Origin of the sequence: Burkholderia sp. LMU1-1-1.1 (genome assembly GCF_040675865.1) — a bacterium.
Classification (GTDB): domain Bacteria; phylum Pseudomonadota; class Gammaproteobacteria; order Burkholderiales; family Burkholderiaceae_D; genus Rugamonas.
On the sequence record NZ_JBEGHG010000011.1, the window covers coordinates 100,985 to 121,184 of the forward strand.

Here is a 20,200-nt window from a genome sequence, read left to right on the forward strand (position 1 = left end):
GGTGGTCTCCAGGAGTTGTTACAGGTTGAATGGGCACCGGCGATCAATGCGCCGCGAGGGCTCTATTCTGCACCTTATCTATCAAAAAATACAAGATTTGCAGCCCTTCCGGCCAATCGCCCAGACCGGACTCGGCGTTGATGTGTCCCAGCCGCCCGCCGTCGATGAATTGGCTGCGCCAGCGCTCGGCCCACAAGGCCGCGCGCGGCGCCGCCATCCACGGATCGTTGGTGCTGCCGATCATGATCGACGGCACCGGCAACGCCAGCTTGGGCAGTTGATCGGCGACGTCGAACTTGTCCGGGTCGGCCGGCGCCACTAGCAGCACGCCGGCCACGCCGGACGGATCGCGCGCCACGCTGTGCACGGTGGCCAGGCTGCCGAAGCTGTGCGCGACGATGAGGATTGGACGCGGATCGTCAAGTTTGGTTCTGGTGTGGCGCAGCCGGTCGACGCGTGCCGACCAGCGCGCCAGATCCGGCGCCTCCCAGTCTTCCTGCTCGACCCGTTCGAAGGCGGGAAACAGGCGCTGCCAGCGGCTTTGCCAATGATCCGGTCCGCTGTTATGCAAGCCCGGCGCGATCAGCACACGAAAATCCGCTGTGTTAAGGCCGGGCATGGCGCTTACTTCGGCTGGTAGATCTGGTCGAACAGGCCGCCGTCGGCGAAGTGGGTCTTCTGCGCCTTGGCCCAGTCGCCGGAGATCTGGGCGATCGTGAACAGTTTCACGGCCGGGAATTGGGCGGCGTATTTCTTCGCCTCCTTCTCGACGGCCGGACGGTAGTAGTTCTTGGCGATGATTTCCTGCGCCTCGTCGGTATAGAGGAAGTTCAGGTAGGCCTCGGCCACCTTGCGGGTGCCGCGCTTGTCGACCACCTTGTCGACCACGGCCACCGGCGGCTCGGCCAGGATCGAGACCGACGGCGCGACGATGTCGAACTTGGTTGGGCCGAGTTCCTTGATGGCCAGCAGCGCCTCGTTTTCCCAGGCGATCAGCACGTCACCGATGCCGCGCTCGACGAAGGTGGTGGTGGCGCCGCGCGCGCCGGAATCGAGCACCGGCACGTTCTTATACAGTTTGCCGAGGAATTCCTTGGCGCTGGCCTCGGTGCCGCCCGGCTGGCGCAGCGCGTAGCCGTAGGCGGCCAGGTGGTTCCAGCGGGCGCCGCCGGAGGTTTTCGGATTCGGGGTGATGACGGCCACGCCGGGCTTGACCAGATCGTTCCAGTCCTTGATGCCCTTCGGGTTGCCCTTGCGGACCAGGAACACGATGGTCGAGGTGTACGGGGTGCTGTTGTGCGGCAGTTTCTTCTGCCAGTCCGGCGCCAGGATCTTGCGCTCGGCGATGGCGTCGATGTCGTAGGCCAGCGCCAGCGAGACCACGTCCGCTTCCAGGCCGTCGATGACGGCGCGGCCCTGCTTGCCGGAGCCGCCGTGCGATTGCTTGATCTTGACGGTATCGCCGGTCTTGGTTTTCCATTCCTTGGCGAAGGCGGCGTTGACGTCCTGGTACAGCTCGCGCGTCGGGTCGTACGAGACGTTGAGCAGGGAGATTTCGGCGGCGATGACGGATGAAGCGGCCGTAGCGGCGAAAATGGCTGCGGCGATGATTTTTTTGGACAGCATTTGTTTCCCCTAGTTGTGTTAGACCAAAGAGTAATGCCGTCCCTTATAAATGAGAACTAAGCTTTTATCAGTTCCATATACCAAAATCTTATATAGGACTAGTAAAAACGGTTGAACAATACCACAGCCCAGGTCGCCGCCGCCAGCAGGCAGGCCAGCAGCACGGCCGCGCTGCCGAAGTCCTTGGCATTTTTGGACAGTGGGTGGCGTTCCAGCGAAATCCGGTCAACCACCGCCTCGATTGCGGAGTTAATCAGTTCGACGATCAGCACCAGCACCAGCACCGCGATCAGCACCAGCTTCTCGAACGCCGACACCTTCAGCGCCAGCGCGACCAGGGTGCCGGCGACGCACAGGCCGAGTTCCTGGCGGAACGCGTGTTCGTGCTTCCAGGCCGATTTCAGGCCGTCGATCGAGTAGAAAAAAGCCGACAAAATCCGTTTCAGGCCGCTTTTGCTTTTGAATTCGCTGACAGGTTCCATGGACGATAAAACGTGATAAAGATGACGCATTATGCATCAATTCCCATTTTTTTCACATTATGGTATAACGTAGTTATCGAATACTGCACCGCACCAACCACATCATGAAAATCGAAACCGTTCCTGAGCAAAAGACCACTATCCAGGTGATCGAACGCATGGTGGCGTTACTAGACGCTCTCGCCAAGTATCCCGATCCCGTCAGCCTGAAGGAATTGTCCAAGGTTTCCGGGCTGCACCCTTCCACCGCGCACCGCATCCTCAACGACATGGTGCTCACGCGCTTTGTCGACCGCATCGAACCGGGCACCTATCGCCTGGGCATGCGCCTGCTGGAACTGGGCAACGTGGTCAAGAGCCGGCTGTCGGTGCGCGAGGCGGCGCTCGATTTCATGCGTGCGCTGCACAAGAAGACCCAGCAGACCATCAACCTGTCGGTGCGCCAGGGCGACGAGATCGTCTACATCGACCGCGCCTTCTCGGAACGCTCGGGCATGCAGGTGGTGCGCGCGATCGGCGGCCGCGGTCCGCTGCACCTGACCTCGACCGGCAAGCTATTCCTGTCGGTCGACGAGCCCAAGGCCATCCGCGCCTACGCCACGCGCACCGGGCTGGCCGGGCACAACAAGAATTCGATTACGGATTTGTCCAAGCTCGAGCGCGAGCTCAGCCTGGTGAAGTCGCGCGGCTACGCGCGCGACAACGAGGAATTGGAACTGGGGGTGCGTTGCATGGCCGCCGGCATCCATGACGACAGCGGCAAGCTGATTGCCGGGCTGTCGATCTCGGCGCCGGCCGACCGCTTGCAGGAAGACTGGCTGGAGGATCTGGTGACGACCGCCAGCCAGATCTCCGCCACGCTCGGTTACATGCCGGTCGAATAAACCGGCGAGCTGCCGCTGTTGGTCAGGGCGGCGGGCTTGAGCGCCTGCAGCCAGGTGCGCATGCGGCCGGCGTCGGCGGTACGCGATTGCTTGCCCTTGGAATCGAGGAACACCATGATCACCGAACGGCCTTCGATGACGGCCTGCATCAGCAGGCAGCGGCCGGCTTCATTGATGAAACCGGTCTTCTGCAGACCGATCGCCCAGTCGGGGCTGGCCACCAGGTGATTGGTGGTGCCGAACTGCATCGGACGGCCGTTGGCTTCGACGATGGCTTTGGAATCGGTGGAGAACTGGCGCAGCATCGGATGCTGGTAGGCCGCCATCGCCAGCTTGGCCAGATCGCGTGCGCTGGCCACATTCATTTTCGACAAGCCGCTGGAATCGACATAATGCGTGTCGGTCATGCCCAGTTCGCGGGCCTTGGCGTTCATCGCCTCGACAAACGCTGGCTTGCCACCCGGATAGCTGCGGCCGAGTGCCGAAGCGGCGCGGTTTTCCGAACTCATCAGGGCGATATGCAGCATGTTGGCGCGGGTCAGCTGGGCGCCGACGCGCAGGCGCGAGCTGCTGAATTTTTCGCGGTCGACGTCCTCGTCGGTCACGGTCAGCACTTCGTCCATGTCCTGGTTGGCTTCCACCACGACCAGGCCGGTCATCATCTTGGTGATCGAGGCGATCGGCAAGGCGACGTTGGAATTCTTTTCAAACAGCACTTCCGAGTTGGCTTGGTCCAGCACCAGCGCCACGTTGGACTTGAGGTCCAGCGGATCGTGCGTCGCGCTCAAGCCGGCCAGGTCGCCCATGGTCGGCATGGCCGGCGCGGCGGTAATGAGGCGCTGATAAACCACCTTGCGGCGGCCGTTGACCTTGGTCACGCGCTTGACCACGCGGTCGCCGGAATCGACGGCGGCGAGACGGACGGTCTGGCGGGCCTTGGCCTTCTTGACCACGGCTTTTTTCGGCGCGGCGGTGTTGGCGGTCGCAGCCTGGGCGGCAGTCATGCCGGCGGATGCAAACATCAGCGAAATGAGCGCACTTAACGCTAGTTTATACATTCGTATCCCCAAAAGAAGAAAAGCCGGATTTCACAATCGACTGTTGCAGTGTAGCAAAATGGTGAGCGAGCGCAAGCTAAATTATCCCCGACAGCATCTTTGGTTGCGGATCTGCAATACGACTCTGCCAACCTTGGCTAAGCGTTCATGCAAGCTAGTCCTTAACGACAAATTTAACAAATTCTTCGACACGCATACGCTCGGTGATCAAAGAATTCTCGATTTTCGTCATATCGGCGTAACCGAGCGCCATGCCGCAGACCACGGTTTCGTTCTCGGGAATGTTCAGGACAGAACCTATCACCCGATGATACTGCGTAAAGGCGGCTTGCGGACAAGTATCTAGTCCGCGCCCGCGCGCGGCCACCATGACGCTCTGCAAGAACATCCCGTAGTCGAGCCACGAGCCCTGCTCCATGATCCTGTCGATCGTGAAGATCAGCCCGACCGGCGCACCGAAAAACTCATAGTTGCGCCCATGCTGGGCCGCCATGCCGGCCTTGTTGTCGCGGGTAAGCCCGAGCAAGGCATATAAATCCCAACCGACCTTGCGGCGGCGGTCGATATACGGCGAGACCCATTCCCTCGGGTAATACGCGTACTCCTCGGTGTGCAGCCTGGCTTGCTCCGGATCGTTATGTATGGCCAGAATCGCCGAAGACAACTCCTGCTTGCGTTCGCCTTCAAGCACATACACCTTCCACGGCTGCGTGTTGGTGCCCGAAGGCGCCCTGCCCGCCACCTGCAGGATTTGCAATATGTCCTCGCGCGCCACGGGTTGGGGCGTATACGCGCGGATCGAGCGGCGCGACGTGATCGCGGCATCGACCGCCTGCTGTTCGGGAGTGGAAATCATGTGTCCTCGCTAGTTGGGTTTGCTCTTACTGACCACGAAAAACACCCCGGTGACCGCCAGCGCCATGCCCGCCACGCCGAGGAGATTGAACACTTCGCCGAACATCAGCCAGGCCATGACGGCGGTGGTGGGCGGCGTCAGATACATCAGGCTGGTGACCTGGGTGGCGTCGCTGCGCCGGATCAGCGCGAACAGCAGGAAGATGGCGCCAATCGACAGGCCCAGAACCGACCATAGCAACGCACCGATGAAGCGGGGGGTCCACTGCACCGCAGCAAACTCCGGAGTCCAGCCTTCAAATATGATAGCCAGAGGCAACACCACGACGGTGGACGCGACGAACTGGATCACCGTGCCTGTGCGCAAGTCGAACTGCGGGCAATGGCGTTTCTGATACATGGTGCCCGCCGTGATCGACAGCAGCGCCAGCACGCACAACGCGATTGCCTCGACCGACAGGCCGGTCAGCTTGATCTTGGCGGCCACCACCAGCGCGACGCCGCCGATGCCGAACAACAGCCCCAGCCATTGGCGCGGCAACACCTTCTCGCCGATCAGCGGCGCGGCGAAGGCGGTCAGGATCGGCTGCATGCCGACGATCAGCGCCGACAAGCCGGCCGGCATGCCCAGCTTGATGGCGCACCAGACCCCGATCAGATAACCGGCCTGGACCAACACGCCCGCCAGCGCGACCTGCCACATCTTGCCGCGCGGCCAAGGCGCCCGCAGCAGCAGGACGAGCGGCACCAGGAACACCAGCACGCCCAGAAAACGCATCAGCAGGAAGGTCAGCGGCGGCGCGTACGGCAGCCCGAACTTCGCCACGATGAAGCCGCTGCTCCATAAGAGTACAAAAAACAACGGCATGGGCGACAGAAAAGTCGCATGCGCCGCTGGCGGGACGGGCGGTTTTGCGGCTGGAACGGCGGTCGGGGTATCGGGCATGAAAACTGACTAGCTGGCTGAAAGGAAACCGGGGGCCGCAAAACGGCACCGGTTCAGGGTCCGCCGAGTCTATCACGGCGGGCGTTTCGGCACCGGCGTGGGCTTCACAGCAAGCAACCACGCCATGTCTTACGGTGCACCGCAATAAGTTTTACCTGGGAAATGCTTCCTCAAAACGATGTTTCATGCCTTGACGCAACGCACAAAAAATCGCTTGACTTAATTTTCCAACGCCGTAAAATCGTCTTTGTTGCGTTGCACAATTTGATCGGTTTGAAACGTGGATGTTCTGTTTCTCGCCGAGGTAGAACGGCAGTATCCAATTAATGACTATTTTCCTGGAGAGTTAAATGTTTTCAATCCCTGAGCAATTTTCCAATGCGACCAAAGCCAACTTTGAAGCGCAGTTCGCTATCTTCTCGGCCCTGACCAACAAGGCGTTTGAAGGCGTGGAGAAGTTTGTCGACCTGAACCTGACCGCCGCCAAGGCATCGCTGGAAGAGTCGTCGATCACCACCAAACAACTGCTGTCGGCAAAAGATCCGCAAGAATTCTTCTCGCTGGCATCCGCTCAGGCCCAGCCGACCGCTGAAAAAACCATCGCTTACGGTCGTCACCTGGCGAACATCGCCCAAAGCACCAGCGCCGAGTTCAGCAAAGCCGCCGAAACCCAGATCGCCGAAACCAACCGCAAAGTCATCTCGCTGGTGGAAGAAGTGAGCAAGAACGCCCCGGCCGGCAGCGAAAACGCCATCGCCCTGTTCAAATCGGCCATTGGCAACGCCAACGCCGGCTACGAGCAGTTCAGCAAAACCGCCAAGCAAGCTGCCGAGTCGATCGAAAGCAACGTTGCCCAAGCCGTGAACCAGTTCTCGGCAGCCGCCGCCAAGGTCGCTCCGGCACGCAAGTAATCAGGAATAGCGGCCGGCGCCAAGGCGCCGGTGCCCGTTCTGCGGTCTCCTCGGCATCCGTGGTTTCCTCCTGACGGATGTCCTTAAAAGCCTCGGCCCGTGCCGGGGCTTTTTTTTGGCCGCTTATTTGGCGTGCTTGGCTGGATATTTACTCGCCCAGATAGGCCGCCTTGACCCGTGGGTCGTCCAGCATGTCGCGGGCGTTGCCGGTCATCGTGATGTTGCCCGAATCCATGACGTAGCCACGGTGCGCGGCCTGCAGCGCCAGCTTGGCGTTCTGCTCGACCAGCAAGATGGTGATGCCCTCTTTCGAGACGTTGCGGATCACTTCGAAAATCTTCTCGACCATGATCGGCGACAGCCCCATCGACGGCTCGTCCAGCAGCAATAAGTTCGGATGCGACATCAGCGCGCGCGCCATCGCCAGCATCTGCTGCTCGCCGCCCGACAGGGTGCCGGCCATCTGCGCCGCCCGCTCCTTCAGGCGCGGGAAGACGTCGAACCACTTGGCGATGTCGGCCTCGATGCCTGCCTTGTCGTTGCGGGTGAAGGCGCCCATCATCAGGTTTTCCTGGATCGACATGCGGGTGAACACGCCGCGCCCTTCCGGCACCATCGCCAGCTTCTTCTGCACCAGATGGAAGGACTTGCTGCCTTTCAGCGACTCGCCCTCGTAGGTGATCGTGCCCTCGACCTTACAGGCCGGCAAGGTGCCGGTGATGGCTTTCAGGGTGGTGGTCTTGCCGGCGCCGTTGGCGCCGATCAGCGCCACCAGTTCGCCCTTGTTCACTTCCAGGTCGATACCTTTGACGGCCTTGATGCCGCCGTATGCGACTTTCAGTCCCGATACTTTTAGAACATTTGCGCTCACATTACCGCTCATTAGTGCGATCCTCCCAGATAGGCTTCGATGACCGCCTTGTTGCTCTGTATTTCCGCCGGCAGGCCCTCGGCGATCGGCTTGCCGTATTCCAGCACCATCAGCCGGTCGCACAGGCCCATCATCATTTTGACGTCGTGCTCGATCAGCAGCACGGTCTTGCCCTCGTTCTTGATCTTGACCAGCAACTCGCGCAGCGCCAGTTTCTCGGTCGCGTTCATGCCGGCGGCCGGTTCGTCCAGCGCCAGCAGTTGCGGATCGGTGGCCAGCGCGCGGGCGATTTCCAGCCGGCGCTGGTCGCCGTACGACAGGAAGCGCGACGTGCGGTTGGCGAACTGGCCGATGCCGACGAAGTCCAGCAGCTCCTGCGCGCGCTTGCGGATGTTCGCCTCCTCCTCGCGCGCCGCCTTGTGGCGGAACACGGCGCCGAACACACCCTGGTGCGAGCGCACGTGGCGCCCGACCATGACGTTTTCCAGCGCGGTCATCTCGCCGAACAGGCGGATGTTCTGGAAGGTGCGGGCGATGCCGGCCTTGGCCACCTCATGCGGCGCGGACGGCGAATACGGCTTGCCGGCCAGCTCGAAGGTGCCGGTGTCCGGCTGGTACAGGCCGGTGATGACGTTGAAGAACGTGGTCTTGCCGGCGCCGTTGGGACCGATCAGGCCGTAGATCTGGCCCTTCAGGATCTTGATGCCGACATCGGTCAGCGCCTGCAGGCCGCCGAAGCGCTTGTTGACGCCGGCGATGTTGAGAATTACTTGTTCGCTCATTGTTTCTTCCTCAGGCCGCCACGGTGCCGGACGATTGATCTTTGGTATCCGAATCGCTGTCGGGACGGTCTTCATGCTTGGGCGCGGGCCACAGGCCGGCCGGACGGTTGAGCATGATCAGCACCATGGCCAGGCCGTACAGCAGCTGGCGCAGCACTTCGGCCTCGATCAGGATGTGGCCGAACAGCTTTTGCTGCAGCGGTTCGACGACGTGGCGCAGCACTTCCGGCAACGCCGCCAGCAGCGCGCCGCCCATGATGACGCCTGGGATATGGCCAATACCGCCCAACACCACCATCGCCAGCACGGCGATCGACTCGGTCAGCGAGAACGATTCCGGCGACACGAAGCCCTGGAACGACGCGAACAGCGCGCCGGCGACGCCGCCGAACGAGGCGCCCATCGAAAACGCCAGCAGCTTGACGTTGCGGGTGTTGATGCCCATCGCCTTCGCGGCGATCTCGTCCTCGCGGATCGCGACCCAGGCGCGGCCCAGGCGCGAATGCTGCAGGCGCGACGTGACGAACACGATGGCGATGCACAGGAACAGGAACAGGAAGTAGTAGGCGTTCACGGACGGCATGGAGAAGCCGCCGATGACGACGGTGGCGCGCGAACCGGCCTCCCCCGCCAGGTTGACGCCGAACACCCGGATCGGATCGATCAGGTTGATGCCCTGCGGACCGTTGGTGAAGTTGATCGGCTCGTTCAGGTTGTTCATGAAGATGCGGATGATCTCGCCGAAGCCCAAGGTCACGATGGCCAGATAGTCGCCGCGCAGCTTCAGGGTCGGGGCGCCCAGCAGCGCGCCGAACAGGCCGGCCGTGGCGGCCGCCAGCGGCACGATCACCCACACCGACAAGTGGATGCCGTTTTGCTGGATCTCCGGCCCCAGGATGGCGACCAGCGATTCCCCCAGCACCGGATACTGGTTGATGACCGATTCGAGCAGCGACGCGAATTGCGGCGAGGCCAGCAGGCCGGTCATGTAGGCGCCGACCGCGTAGAACGCGATGTAGCCCAGATCGAGCAGGCCGGCGAAGCCGACCACGATGTTCAGGCCCAGCGCCAGCATGATGTACAGCAGCGCCATGTCGATGATGCGGACCCACGAGTTGCCGAACTGCGCGGCGAAGAACGGGAAGATCAGCAAGCCGATGAAGACCACGGCCATGCTGCCGTAGGCCTTGCGCGGATTGCGGGAAACGTCGAAATTAAAAATAGCCATGATGTCCCCTTATGCTCGGTCGGCGACGCGCTCGCCCATGATGCCGGACGGACGCACCGTCAGCACCAGGATCAGCACGACGAAGGCGAAGATGTCCTGGTAGTGGCTGCCGAGGAAGCCGCCGGTCAGGTCGCCGATGTAGCCGGCGCCCAGGCTCTCGATAATGCCGAGCACGATACCGCCGATCATGGCGCCGTAAATGTTGCCGATGCCGCCCAGCACCGCCGCCGAGAAGGCCTTCAGGCCGGGCACGAAGCCCATCGCGAACTGGATCGAAGCATAATTGGCACCCCACATCACGCCGGCCACGGCGGCCAGCGCCGCGCCGAGCGCGAAGGTGGCGACGATGACCTTGTTCGAGTCGACGCCCATCAGGCCGGCGACGCGGGGATTTTCCGCCGTGGCGCGCATGGCGCGGCCCATCTTGGTTTTTTCCACCAGCAGCACCAGGCCGGTCATCGACACGGCGGCCAGCACCAGCAGCAGGATCTGCGTCTGCGAAATGAGCGCGCCGCCGATCACCACCGGCTCGGACGACAGCAACTGCGGGAACGGCAACGGGTTGCGGGTCCAGATCATCATGGCGAAGGTTTGCAGCAGGATGGACACGCCGATCGCCGTGATCAGGGGCGCCAGCCGCGGCGCGTTGCGCAGGCGGCGATAGGCGACACGTTCGATGATGACGTTGACGATGATGCAGACGGGGATGGCGCCGCCGATGGCGATGGCCAGCTTGACGTAGCCGGGCAAGTCCGGCGCGTACTCGTTGAGGTATTTCAGGATGGTCAGGCCGGTCATGGCGCCGACCATCAGCACGTCGCCGTGGGCGAAGTTAATCAGGTTGAGTACGCCGTACACCATGGTGTAGCCCAGCGCGACCAGTGCATACATGCTGCCCAGCACCAGTCCATTTATGATTTGTTGGATAAAAGTATCCATTAAGAGCCTTTACTTTTGTATTGCACAGACGGTCCAAGTAACAAAAACGGCACCCGGGGGCTAGGTGTCCCCGTAGTGCCGCGGTTGACTACACGATAATCATGCAAGTTTCATGCCTGAGCGGCATCAAACCCTGCGAACTGGCTGGTGTCGGTTGGCCCGCGAAGGGCCGAATCGACAAGTTTTTGCGAGCGAGGCAATGATAGCGAGATTCCCGAAAAACTAACTGCGGAATAACGTCAAAAGTGCTGAATTAAGTTCTGCGCGTATCAGTGACGGCTCAGGCGGCGCCGTCGAGCGCCGGCGCTTTGGGGCCGTCCAGGCCCTTCGGCAGCGGGAATGTCACCGCCTCCTGCACGCCGTCGAGCGGGCGGACGCTGCGCACACCGCACTCTTTCAGACGGTCGATGACGGCCTGCACCAGCACCTCGGGCGCCGACGCGCCGGCGGTCACGCCGACCCGCAGCTTGCCTTCCAGCCAGGCCGGATTGATTTGCGTGGCGTTGTCGATCATATAGGCGGGCGTACCCATCTTCTCGGCCACTTCGCGCAGGCGGTTGGAGTTGGAACTGTTCGGGCTGCCGACGACGATCACCAGCTCGACCTGCGGCGCCATGAACTTCACCGCTTCCTGGCGGTTGGTGGTGGCGTAGCAAATGTCGCCTTTTTTCGGCTCGATGATGGCCGGGAACTTGCGCTTGAGCGCCTCGATGATCTCGGCGGTGTCGTCAACCGACAACGTTGTCTGGGAGACATAAGCCAGATGCTCGGGCTTGGTCACCGCCAGGCGCTCGACGTCGGCCACGGTTTCCACCAGATACATGCCCTCTTCGGTCTGGCCCATCGTGCCTTCGACCTCGGGGTGCCCGTCGTGGCCGATCATGATGATCTCGCAGCCCTGCTTGCGCATCTTGGCCACTTCCACATGCACCTTGGTCACCAGCGGACAGGTCGCGTCGAAGATGCTCAGGCCGCGCGATTCGGCCTCGGCGCGCACCGCCTTGGACACGCCGTGGGCCGAAAACACCAGGGTGTTACCGGCCGGGACATCGTCCAGGTCCTCGATGAAGATCGCGCCCTTGTTGCGCAAGTCTTCCACCACATAGGCGTTGTGGACGATTTCGTGACGCACATAGATCGGCGCGCCGAACTGCACCAGCGCGCGCTCGACGATCTCGATCGCGCGGTCGACGCCGGCGCAGAAGCCGCGCGGCTGGGCCAACAGGAGTTCTTTATCGCTCATCAGTGCCTCACAGAACGGAAATAAGATTGACTTCGAACTTCAGCGGCTGGCCGGCCAGCGGATGGTTGAAGTCGAACAGACAGGTTTCATCGCCCAGCTCGCGCAGGATGCCGGCGAAGCGGCCGCCGCCCGGCGCGGCGAAGTCGACCAGGTCGCCGACCTTGTAGTCGGCGCCGGGTACGGAGTTCTCGTCCAGCGTCGCGCGCGTCACTTCGCGCACCAGTTCCGGATTGCGCGGACCGAAGCCGACGCCAGGTTCCAGCTCGAACGTTTTGTGCGTGCCTTCGGGCAGGCCGATCAGCAACTCCTCGAGCACCGGCGCCAGTTGGCCCTGGCCCAGCATCAGGGTCGCGGGATTTCCACTGAAGGTAGTGACGATATCAGTACCGTCCAGGGAGGCGAGACGATAATGCAGGGTGAGATAGGCCGATTTGGTGACGACAGGTTGCGCGTTGGACATGACTGGGGTTCGTTGAGCTAGCAAAGGCTATATTGTAAGCCACCTTGCCCCTCGCGCCCGCCGCCTGTGACGATTTGGGCTCAATTGACTGTGCTGCGCAAGGGTGTATATTGGTTTCGACCCTAGCGCATCATTTTTAGGAATGACAATGACCACCGCAGCGACACTCAAGTTATATACCGCCAAGGACGCGAAGACGCAGTTCGGGGAAGTGCTGGATGAGGCATCGCGCAAGCCCGTCGGCATAACCAAGCGAGGCCGCGTCGCCGCCTATATCCTCTCAAGGCGAGATTTTGACGCGATGGCATCCCGCATTCAAGACTTGGAAGACCAGCTTTGGTTGGCGAAAGCGGATTTGGCCCGAGAAGAAGGCTTTGTGGGTTACGAACGAGTGAAGGCCATACTTGGTGTCTTGGGGGATGCTAAAAATGAGGAAGCTGGCGCTAACTCATGATGCAGAGAAGTTTTGGTCCGGACTAGAACCCAAACTCCACAAGCAAATCGGCCGCGCGGTCCTCGGACTCTTGCGCAATCCTGAACCACATGACAGCTCCCTGCTCAAAGGCGGGAAAAACCGCGAACGCAGGGTCGATGCCGGCGAATACCGTATTGTGTACGCAGTTACCGACGATACGGTCGAGGTGCTGGTAATCGGAAAACGCAACGATGCCCAGGTCTATAAGCAATGGGAACGAATGAAGTAACATGGGATCAAATCGCGTTTGATCAGACTCCCATCAGTATTTCAATTTCCGCTTTGACCACAATGGGGTCTTCTGTGCGGAGGATACCCATGACGATCAATGATTGGCCGGCCGAACGGCGGCCGCGCGAACGGCTGATACGCGAAGGCGCGAGTGCACTGACGGATGCGGAGTTACTGGCGGTATTCCTGCGCATTGGCGTTCCTGGACAGGACGCGGTGCAACTCGGCCAGCACATGGTGCACCATTTTGGATCACTGCAACGGCTGTTCGGCGCCAGCCTGCAGGAGTTTTCGGCCATCCACGGCCTCGGGCCGGCCAAATTCGCGCAGCTACAAGCGGTGATGGAGCTGGCGCGCCGGGCCATACTGGAGGAAGTGCGCGCCGGCACCACCCTGGGTTCGCCGCGCGCGGTGAAGGACTATCTGCTGCTCCTATTCAGCGGCAAGTCCTTCGAATCGTTCCACGTGCTGTTCTTGGATGTCAAAAACCGCCTAATCGACAGCAAGGAATTGTTTCGCGGCACGTTGACGCACACCAGCGTCTACCCGCGCGAGGTGGTCAAGGAAGCGCTGGCGCGCAACGCCGCCAGCGTCATGCTCGCACACAACCACCCATCCGGCACGCCCGATCCCAGCGAATCGGACTTGCTGCTGACCCGGGCGCTGGTGCAGGCGCTGGCCCTGGTCGATATCCGCATCCTCGACCATTTTGTGGTAGCGGGCCACCAGGTTCACTCGTTCGCCGAGCACGGCCAGATGTGAACTTCCCCCTATCCAGCCAAGGTTTACATAGGGGAAAGACCGGAAATCCCGCGCACAGTCACAATTGTTAAATTTATTGAGATGATCAAGACACAATTGTTTTTCACAAGTCATTGAAAAAGCTAAGTTTTTTGGATATACTCTCGTTTTTCCAATTGTGGAATGTCTTTTAAGGAGTGCGTTATGGCACGTGTTTGCCAAGTTACTGGGAAGAAGCCGATGGTCGGCAACAATGTTTCCCACGCAAACAACAAAACCAAACGTCGTTTCCTGCCTAACCTGCAGAACCGTCGTATTTTTGTTGAATCTGAAAACCGCTGGGTTTCCCTGCGTCTGTCCAACGCTGGTCTGCGCGTCATCGACAAGGTCGGCATCGATGCCGTCCTGACCGACATGCGCGCCCGTGGCGAAAAAGTCTAATTAGGAGCTACCATGGCAAAAACTGGCCGCGACAAAATCAAACTGGAATCGACCGCAGGCACGGGTTTCTTCTACACCACCACCAAGAACAAGCGCACCACGCCTGCTAAAATGGAGATCATGAAGTTCGATCCTAAAGCACGCAAGCACGTCATGTTCAAAGAAACCAAGATCAAGTAATCGATCTTCGCTTCCGAAAAAACCGCCCAGCGCAAGCCCGGCGGTTTTTTTACGTCCCTGCTCAGCAGCAACTCCGGGGTCAGGTCCTAATGCCGCTAAGTTAAGGCGATTTTCGTAGGGCGGATTAGGCGGAACGCCGTAATCCGCCATGAGCCGCCGACGGCGCTTGGCGGATTACGCTGCGCTAATCCGCCCTACGTGATTTAGATGAACGCTTAACTTAGCGGCATTAGGGTCAGGTCCACCATTTCTACACGTGCTGAGCCTTATCCGCAACTCCGGGGTCAAGTCTGACATTCGGACACGTGCTCAACCCTAGGACATGCCTCGGCACCGTTTTGCGCTTCAAATATCCGCAACTCCGGGGTCAAGTCTGACATTCGGACACGTGCTCAACCCTAGGACATGCCTCGGCACCGTTTTGCGCTTCAAACGCACATCCAATGTTGGGCCTGTGTCCGAATGTCAGACTTGACCCCGAATGTTGAGTCCGGATGTAAAAAAGGCCCCGGAGTTTGACGTCCGGGGCCTTTGATGTTGGTGCTGAAGCTTCTTATGCGTAGCTGCGCAGGCGGAACGAGAACTCTTGCAGCGATTTGATGCCCGACGCTTCGGCGCGGTTGCACCAGTCCTGCAGCTTGTGCAGCAGCTGGTCGCGCGTGAAGTGCGAACGCTCCCAGATCACGCCCAGTTCCACGCGCATGTTATGCATGGTTTCCAGCGCTTTGCTGTGCTGGAACAATTCCACCAGTTGTTGCTGCTGCGGCGCTTCCAGCTTGCCCGGCTCGCGCTGCAACAGTTTGCGCGACGACTTCAGGAAACGCGATTCCAGTTCGGCCTTGGTCTTCAGGTGCTCGAGCTCTTCGTGCCAGGCGGCCTTGATCGATTTGGCGTACTTCGCCATCACGTCGTAGCGGTTGGCGATGACCGATTGCAGGGTGTCGAAGTCGGCTTCCACTTTGCCTTTGGCGAACTTCGGCTCCGGCGCGCGCTTCTTGACCTTGGCCAGGCCCATGATTTCCAGCGCGCGGATGTATCCCCAGCCGATGTCGAACTCGTACCACTTCGACGACAGCTTGGCAGACGTCGCGAACGTGTGGTGATTGTTGTGCAGTTCCTCGCCGCCGATCAGGATGCCGAACGGGATGATGTTGGTGGCCGCGTCGGAGCAGTCGTAGTTGCGGTAGCCCCAGTAGTGGCCGATGCCGTTGATGATGCCGGCGGCAGTCACGGGGATCCACATCATCTGCACGGCCCACACGGAAATACCGATGACGCCGAACAGCGCGAAGTTAATGAACAGCAGCGCGACCACGCCCAGCCAGCTGAAGCGGGTGTACACATTGCGCTCCATCCAGTCGGTCGGCGTGCCATGGCCATACTTTTCCATGGTTTCCAGGTTTTTCGATTCGGCGCGATACAGTTCGGCGCCTTCCCAGAATACTTTCTTGATGCCGCGGGTCACCGGGCTGTGCGGATCTTCCTCGGTGTCGCATTTGGCGTGGTGCTTGCGGTGGATCGCCGCCCATTCCTTAGTGACCTGGCCGGTGGTCAGCCACAGCCAGAAACGGAAGAAGTGGCTTGGAATCGCGTGCAGCTCGAGCGCGCGGTGCGCCTGGTGGCGGTGCAAATAAATGGTAACGCTGGCGATGGTGATGTGCGTAACGGCCAAGGTGTAGAAAAACACTTCCCAGGCGCTAAACCGCGTGACCCCGTTAGACAGAAAATCCAGTACCGCATTTAAACTAAAGCTCATTAATACTCCAAAGTGGGCGTGTCACGCATCGCGGTGGCTCCGCAAATATTGCGTTTTCGACAGGCGCAGGAAGTCCATTAGTCGTGCTAACAACCTGCAATTGTACGCTGAATCAAAGGTGATTTGAGGAAGGATTTCCAGCGGTCACAGGGTTTTCCTTTGGCACGGTCGTGCTTTCTTCGCCGCCCAGCGCCGGTGGCAACGCCCCCAGAATGCGCATTTCCCTCTGCGGGAACGGTACCGAAATGCCGTGTTCCTTTAACGCGCGCCAGATCGCACGGTTGACGTCGGATGTGACGCCGCCGCGACCGTTTTCAGGGTCGTCGATCCAGAAGCCGACTTGCAAATCGAGACCGTCGGCGCCGAAATTAAGCAAAGTGGCCGACGGCCGCCGTTCCTTGTTGACCCGCTCGACGCTCAACGCCGCCTCCTCCAGCAGTGCGAGCACCATGTCGACGTCGGTGTCGTAGGCCACAGATACCTTGGTGGAAATGTTGACCATGCTGCTGGAGAGCGAAGAATTCTGCACCGCGCCCGACACCAGCATTTCGTTCGGGATGATCGATTCCATGCCGTCCAGCGCCTGCAACACCGTGTAGCGGGTGTTGATCTGCGTGACCTTACCGCTGTACTTGTCGACCGTGATCATGTCGCCGATGGTCAGGCTGCGGTCGAGCAGGATGATGAAACCGGACACATAGTTGCTCGCGATCTTCTGCAAGCCCAGGCCCAGGCCGACGCCGAGCGCGCCGCCGAACACCGACAGCACGGTCAGGTCGATACCGACCAGCGACAGGCTCACCAGCACGGCCGCCAGGATCAGCACGGCGCGCACCGTGCGCGACAGCACGACGCGCAGGCTGGTGTGCATGCCCTGCAGGCGCATCAGCCACTCCTCCAGCGCGGTGCCGGCCCACAGCGCCAGCATCAGCATCACGATCACCGACACGATCGCTTGCAGCACGTCGGCGATCGACACCTTGTATTTACCCATCGGCAGGATGGTGTTGTCCATATAAAGGAACACATCGTCCCACAGGCCGGTGATGTAGAGCACGAACGCCAGCCACACCAGCAACTGGAAGATCTTCTCGAACGCCAGCATGGTCGGGCTGATCTCGCCCCGGCGGGCGAACACGCGGCGCAGCAGGTAGACGGTGAAGCGGATCACCGCCAGCGAGCCGAAGATCGGTATCGCCACCTTCAGCAGATTGTTGGGATGCTTGTAAAACTCGAGCAGCGCGATGCGCGACAACGTCAGCAAGCCGACCACGAGCATCGGCGGCACCACCCGGCCGACGCTCTCGACGCCGAAGCGCATGATGTCGTTGCGGCTTTCATCGCGTCCCGTGTACTTGCGCAGCAGCCGCGCCAACGTCCATCCCAGCGCCACCGACACGACGATCGCGGCGATCTGCCATAGCAGGGCCGGGTCGCGCAGGTCGCCGGAAAGGTCTTCGATCAGATTGAAAAGCGGCTGTTGTCTGGACATGTCTAATGCTGAGTGTGGCTGGAGGCCGTAGCGTAGCGTAAACGCCGGGGCCGGTCGTATGGATGTTAAAAAAGACCGGGCAAGGTCAATCTCCCGGTCTTTCACTTGTTGCTGCAAACGAGGATTACTCCTCGTCGGCCGCTTCCTCTTCGTCCTTCACCGGCGCCACTTTCTTCGGCATCGGCTTGCGTTCGAACACGGCGGCGAAGAAGCCGTCGGTCTGGTGCTTGTGCGGCAGCAGCTTGAGGTAGTCGCCCATTTCCAGGTCGATCTTTTGCTCGGCCAGCACTTTGCTCATCGGCACCAGCTCGAAGTCGGCGTGGGTGTCCAGGAATTGCTTGGCGATGAAGTCGTTCTCGTCTTCCAGGAAGCTGCAGGTGGCGTACACCAGGCGGCCGCCGCCCTTGAGCAGGCGCGCGGCGCCGTCCAGGATCGCCGCCTGCTTGACCTGCAATTCGCCGATCGCGCTCGGCTGCTGGCGCCATTTGACGTCCGGATTACGGCGCAGGGTGCCCAGGCCCGAGCACGGCGCGTCGACCAGCACGCGGTCGATCTTGCCGGCCAGGCGCTTGATCTTGGCGTCGCGCTCGTGCGCGATCTGCACCGGATGCACGTTCGACAGGCCGCTGCGCGCCAGGCGCGGCTTCAGCTTGGCCAAACGTTTCTCGGACACGTCGAACGCGTACAGGCGGCCGGTGTTGCGCATCGTCGCGCCCAGCGCCAAGGTCTTGCCGCCGGCGCCGGCGCAGAAGTCCACCACCATTTCGCCGCGCTTGGCGCCGACGATGGCCGACAGGATCTGGCTGCCCTCGTCCTGCACTTCGATATGGCCGCTCTTGAACAGCGGCAGGTTTTGCAGCGCCGGCTTTTGCAGCACGCGCAGGCCCAGCGGGGAATACGGCGTCGGCGTGCTGCGGATCGGCGCCTCGGCCAGACCGGCGGCCACTTCCTCGCGCGTGCCTTTCATGGCGTTGACGCGCAGGTCCAGCGGCGCCGGCTGGTTCATGCCGTCGGCCAGCGCCAGGGTTTCCTCTTCGCCCATCTGCTCGACCAGCTTGTCGAACAACCACTTCGGCATGTTCGAGCGGCTCGACTTGTGCATCACCTTGCGGTCGATCTGCAGGATGCGCTCGACCCACGCGACCTCGTCTTCCGTCAGCCCGCCCAGCGAGTCGACGCCGACGGCGTCGGCCATGCCCAGCAGGGTCAGGCGGCGCATCGTGGCGCCACCGCCGGCTTCGGAGAAATCGGTATAAAACGATTTGTTGCGCAGCACGTTGTAGATGCACTCGGCGATGGCGCCGCGTTCGCGGCCGCCCAGGCGCGGGTGGTCTTTAAAGTAGCGCGACAACGTCGTGTCGGCGGGCGCGGCAAAGCGCAAAATCTCGCGCAACACTTCTTCGGCGTTGGCGAGTATCGCTGGTGGCAATCTCATGGAATTCCTTGGTTAAATTTTATTTTGTATGGTCCACATGGACCTCGCCCTGCGCCATCGTCAACCTGTCCTCGACAAACCAGCGGACCGCGCGCGGATAAATCACGTGCTCCTGTTCCAGCACGCGCGCCGACAAGGTTTCCACCGTGTCGCCGGGCAGCACGGGCACGGCGGCCTGCGCCACCATCGGCCCGTGGTCGAGTTCGGCCGTCACGAAATGCACCGTCGCGCCATGCTCGGCCACGCCGGCGGCGAGCGCCTGCGCATGCGTCGCCAAGCCGGGGAACAGCGGCAGCAGCGATGGATGGATGTTGAGCATACGGCCGGCGTAATGCGCGACAAAAGGCTCCGTCAAAATCCGCATGAAACCGGCCAGCACCACCAGATCGGGCGCGAAGCCGTCGATCACGGTCCGCAAAGCGGCGTCGAACTCGGCGCGGCTGGCATAGTCTTTATTGGCAACAACAGCCGTCTTGATTCCGTGTTCAGCGGCAAACGCCAGCCCGGAGGCGTCGGCGCGGTTGCTGATAACGGCGGCAATACGGGCGGGCCAGCGCTCGGCTTGCGCCGCGCGGACTATCGCTTCCATGTTGCTGCCGCGACCCGAAATAAGGATGACGATGTTTTTCATAGGCCGACATTGTACCTTGTCCACACGGACCGGACCAGAAAATGCCGAGAATTGCTGCGGCGCAGCAAGCATCCGCCCCTGGCTCGAAGCGGGATGCGGAGGGGGATTCCGGCTTACTCGAAGGAGTAAAACACCCGGAACGGAACTTTCTTTTCGGCCCAATAATCGGCAGCGTCGCGGAAGACGTCCAATAGGGTTTCCCGCGCTTCCTTGTCAAATTTCTGGGTATTGGGCAATTGCTCCAGCACCACCAGGAAACCTTCCTGCGTGCCGGCCTTGAACATCGTCTCGGTCAGCGTCTCGCGCAGCCCGTCAAAATTCTTGCCTATACCTTTAGGAAACAGAAACGATTCCGCGATGATGCCCAGCACCTGCTGCTTGGTCGCGCCGGCGTTGCAGTGCGCGTACAGAAAGTGGTGCCCCAGGCGGGCCGCCTCCTCCTGCAACTCGACCACGCGGAAGGCGCGGATCGACTGCACGAGGTTGGGCGGCACGGTCATCAGCAGCGTCTCGTTTTCCGCCATTTGACCTGG

The 20,200-nt window shown here is 61.0% G+C and carries 24 protein-coding genes; 7 read left to right on the forward strand and 17 right to left on the reverse strand.

The window, feature by feature from the left end:
* Positions 1–43: 43 nt before the first annotated feature.
* The 3 genes from MRBLMU1_RS11540 to MRBLMU1_RS11550 form a co-directional block, all read right to left on the reverse strand.
* On the reverse strand, positions 44–619 hold the full coding sequence (locus tag MRBLMU1_RS11540; protein ID WP_363501227.1) for an RBBP9/YdeN family alpha/beta hydrolase: 576 nt from the start codon (positions 617–619) through the stop codon (positions 44–46).
* A gap of 5 nt (positions 620–624) precedes the next feature.
* A complete protein-coding gene (locus MRBLMU1_RS11545) occupies positions 625–1,626 on the reverse strand; it encodes a sulfate ABC transporter substrate-binding protein (RefSeq protein WP_363501230.1) in 1,002 nt (333 codons plus the stop codon).
* 98 nt (positions 1,627–1,724) lie between these two features.
* Positions 1,725–2,108, reverse strand: coding sequence for a diacylglycerol kinase (locus MRBLMU1_RS11550; protein WP_363501233.1), 384 nt, complete (start codon positions 2,106–2,108; stop codon positions 1,725–1,727).
* Between the two features lie 104 nt (positions 2,109–2,212).
* Here MRBLMU1_RS11550 and MRBLMU1_RS11555 point away from each other — a divergent pair, with 104 nt between their 5' ends.
* Positions 2,213–2,992, forward strand: a complete 780-nt coding sequence (locus MRBLMU1_RS11555; protein ID WP_363501236.1) for an IclR family transcriptional regulator — start codon at positions 2,213–2,215, stop codon at positions 2,990–2,992.
* Here MRBLMU1_RS11555 and pbpG read toward each other — a convergent pair.
* From pbpG to MRBLMU1_RS11570, 3 genes are all read right to left on the reverse strand, one after another.
* Positions 2,974–4,050 (reverse strand): D-alanyl-D-alanine endopeptidase, encoded by a 1,077-nt coding sequence (gene pbpG, locus MRBLMU1_RS11560; RefSeq protein ID WP_363501239.1) that lies wholly within the window; start codon positions 4,048–4,050, stop codon positions 2,974–2,976. The two genes, MRBLMU1_RS11555 and pbpG, sit on opposite strands and share 19 nt — an antisense overlap.
* Positions 4,051–4,204: 154 nt before the next feature.
* On the reverse strand, positions 4,205–4,906 hold the full coding sequence (locus tag MRBLMU1_RS11565; protein ID WP_363501242.1) for a nitroreductase: 702 nt from the start codon (positions 4,904–4,906) through the stop codon (positions 4,205–4,207).
* A 9-nt stretch (positions 4,907–4,915) separates the two neighbouring features.
* A complete protein-coding gene (locus MRBLMU1_RS11570; protein WP_414646065.1) occupies positions 4,916–5,851 on the reverse strand; it encodes a DMT family transporter in 936 nt (311 codons plus the stop codon).
* A 350-nt stretch (positions 5,852–6,201) separates the two neighbouring features.
* On the opposite strand from MRBLMU1_RS11570, the gene MRBLMU1_RS11575 reads away from it, so the two are divergent.
* The gene (locus tag MRBLMU1_RS11575) at positions 6,202–6,762 is read left to right on the forward strand and encodes a phasin family protein (RefSeq protein WP_363501248.1); all 561 of its coding nucleotides are present in this window, start codon (positions 6,202–6,204) and stop codon (positions 6,760–6,762) included.
* Positions 6,763–6,910: 148 nt separating this feature from the next.
* Here MRBLMU1_RS11575 and MRBLMU1_RS11580 read toward each other — a convergent pair whose 3' ends face one another.
* The 6 genes from MRBLMU1_RS11580 to MRBLMU1_RS11605 form a co-directional block, all read right to left on the reverse strand.
* A complete protein-coding gene (locus MRBLMU1_RS11580; protein WP_363501251.1) occupies positions 6,911–7,633 on the reverse strand; it encodes an ABC transporter ATP-binding protein in 723 nt (240 codons plus the stop codon).
* Positions 7,634–7,644: 11 nt separating this feature from the next.
* Positions 7,645–8,415 carry an ABC transporter ATP-binding protein gene (locus MRBLMU1_RS11585; protein WP_363501254.1) on the reverse strand — a complete coding sequence of 257 codons (771 nt, stop codon included), beginning with the start codon at positions 8,413–8,415 and terminating at the stop codon, positions 7,645–7,647.
* Positions 8,416–8,425: 10 nt separating this feature from the next.
* On the reverse strand, positions 8,426–9,643 hold the full coding sequence (locus tag MRBLMU1_RS11590; protein ID WP_363501257.1) for an ABC transporter permease subunit: 1,218 nt from the start codon (positions 9,641–9,643) through the stop codon (positions 8,426–8,428).
* Between the two features lie 9 nt (positions 9,644–9,652).
* The gene (locus tag MRBLMU1_RS11595; protein WP_363501260.1) at positions 9,653–10,582 is read right to left on the reverse strand and encodes a branched-chain amino acid ABC transporter permease; all 930 of its coding nucleotides are present in this window, start codon (positions 10,580–10,582) and stop codon (positions 9,653–9,655) included.
* A 280-nt stretch (positions 10,583–10,862) separates the two neighbouring features.
* The gene (ispH, locus tag MRBLMU1_RS11600) at positions 10,863–11,825 is read right to left on the reverse strand and encodes a 4-hydroxy-3-methylbut-2-enyl diphosphate reductase (RefSeq protein WP_363501263.1); all 963 of its coding nucleotides are present in this window, start codon (positions 11,823–11,825) and stop codon (positions 10,863–10,865) included.
* Positions 11,826–11,832: 7 nt separating this feature from the next.
* The gene (locus MRBLMU1_RS11605; RefSeq protein WP_315218796.1) at positions 11,833–12,285 is read right to left on the reverse strand and encodes an FKBP-type peptidyl-prolyl cis-trans isomerase; all 453 of its coding nucleotides are present in this window, start codon (positions 12,283–12,285) and stop codon (positions 11,833–11,835) included.
* A 148-nt stretch (positions 12,286–12,433) separates the two neighbouring features.
* Between MRBLMU1_RS11605 and MRBLMU1_RS11610 the strand changes: the two genes are divergently transcribed.
* From MRBLMU1_RS11610 to rpmG, 5 genes are all read left to right on the forward strand, one after another.
* A complete protein-coding gene (locus tag MRBLMU1_RS11610) occupies positions 12,434–12,739 on the forward strand; it encodes a type II toxin-antitoxin system prevent-host-death family antitoxin (protein WP_363501266.1) in 306 nt (101 codons plus the stop codon).
* Positions 12,714–12,989 (forward strand): type II toxin-antitoxin system RelE family toxin, encoded by a 276-nt coding sequence (locus tag MRBLMU1_RS11615; protein WP_363501269.1) that lies wholly within the window; start codon positions 12,714–12,716, stop codon positions 12,987–12,989. The genes MRBLMU1_RS11610 and MRBLMU1_RS11615 overlap by 26 nt, the downstream gene beginning before the upstream one ends.
* 89 nt (positions 12,990–13,078) lie before the next feature.
* Positions 13,079–13,753, forward strand: a complete 675-nt coding sequence (gene radC / locus MRBLMU1_RS11620) for a RadC family protein (RefSeq protein WP_363501272.1) — start codon at positions 13,079–13,081, stop codon at positions 13,751–13,753.
* Positions 13,754–13,936: 183 nt separating this feature from the next.
* The gene (gene rpmB, locus MRBLMU1_RS11625; RefSeq protein WP_026637479.1) at positions 13,937–14,173 is read left to right on the forward strand and encodes a 50S ribosomal protein L28; all 237 of its coding nucleotides are present in this window, start codon (positions 13,937–13,939) and stop codon (positions 14,171–14,173) included.
* Positions 14,174–14,185: 12 nt separating this feature from the next.
* Positions 14,186–14,353 (forward strand): 50S ribosomal protein L33, encoded by a 168-nt coding sequence (gene rpmG, locus MRBLMU1_RS11630; protein ID WP_008451489.1) that lies wholly within the window; start codon positions 14,186–14,188, stop codon positions 14,351–14,353.
* A 553-nt stretch (positions 14,354–14,906) separates the two neighbouring features.
* Here rpmG and MRBLMU1_RS11635 read toward each other — a convergent pair.
* The 5 genes from MRBLMU1_RS11635 to MRBLMU1_RS11655 form a co-directional block, all read right to left on the reverse strand.
* Positions 14,907–16,109, reverse strand: coding sequence for a DesA family fatty acid desaturase (locus tag MRBLMU1_RS11635; protein ID WP_363501278.1), 1,203 nt, complete (start codon positions 16,107–16,109; stop codon positions 14,907–14,909).
* Positions 16,110–16,221: 112 nt separating this feature from the next.
* Positions 16,222–17,601, reverse strand: a complete 1,380-nt coding sequence (locus tag MRBLMU1_RS11640; protein ID WP_363501281.1) for a mechanosensitive ion channel family protein — start codon at positions 17,599–17,601, stop codon at positions 16,222–16,224.
* A gap of 124 nt (positions 17,602–17,725) precedes the next feature.
* Positions 17,726–19,036 (reverse strand): RsmB/NOP family class I SAM-dependent RNA methyltransferase, encoded by a 1,311-nt coding sequence (locus tag MRBLMU1_RS11645; protein WP_363501284.1) that lies wholly within the window; start codon positions 19,034–19,036, stop codon positions 17,726–17,728.
* A gap of 19 nt (positions 19,037–19,055) precedes the next feature.
* The gene (purN, locus tag MRBLMU1_RS11650; protein ID WP_363501370.1) at positions 19,056–19,667 is read right to left on the reverse strand and encodes a phosphoribosylglycinamide formyltransferase; all 612 of its coding nucleotides are present in this window, start codon (positions 19,665–19,667) and stop codon (positions 19,056–19,058) included.
* Positions 19,668–19,780: 113 nt separating this feature from the next.
* Positions 19,781–20,167: a barstar family protein gene (locus MRBLMU1_RS11655; RefSeq protein WP_363501373.1), complete on the reverse strand. Its 387-nt coding sequence runs from the start codon at positions 20,165–20,167 to the stop codon at positions 19,781–19,783.
* Positions 20,168–20,200: the final 33 nt, after the last annotated feature.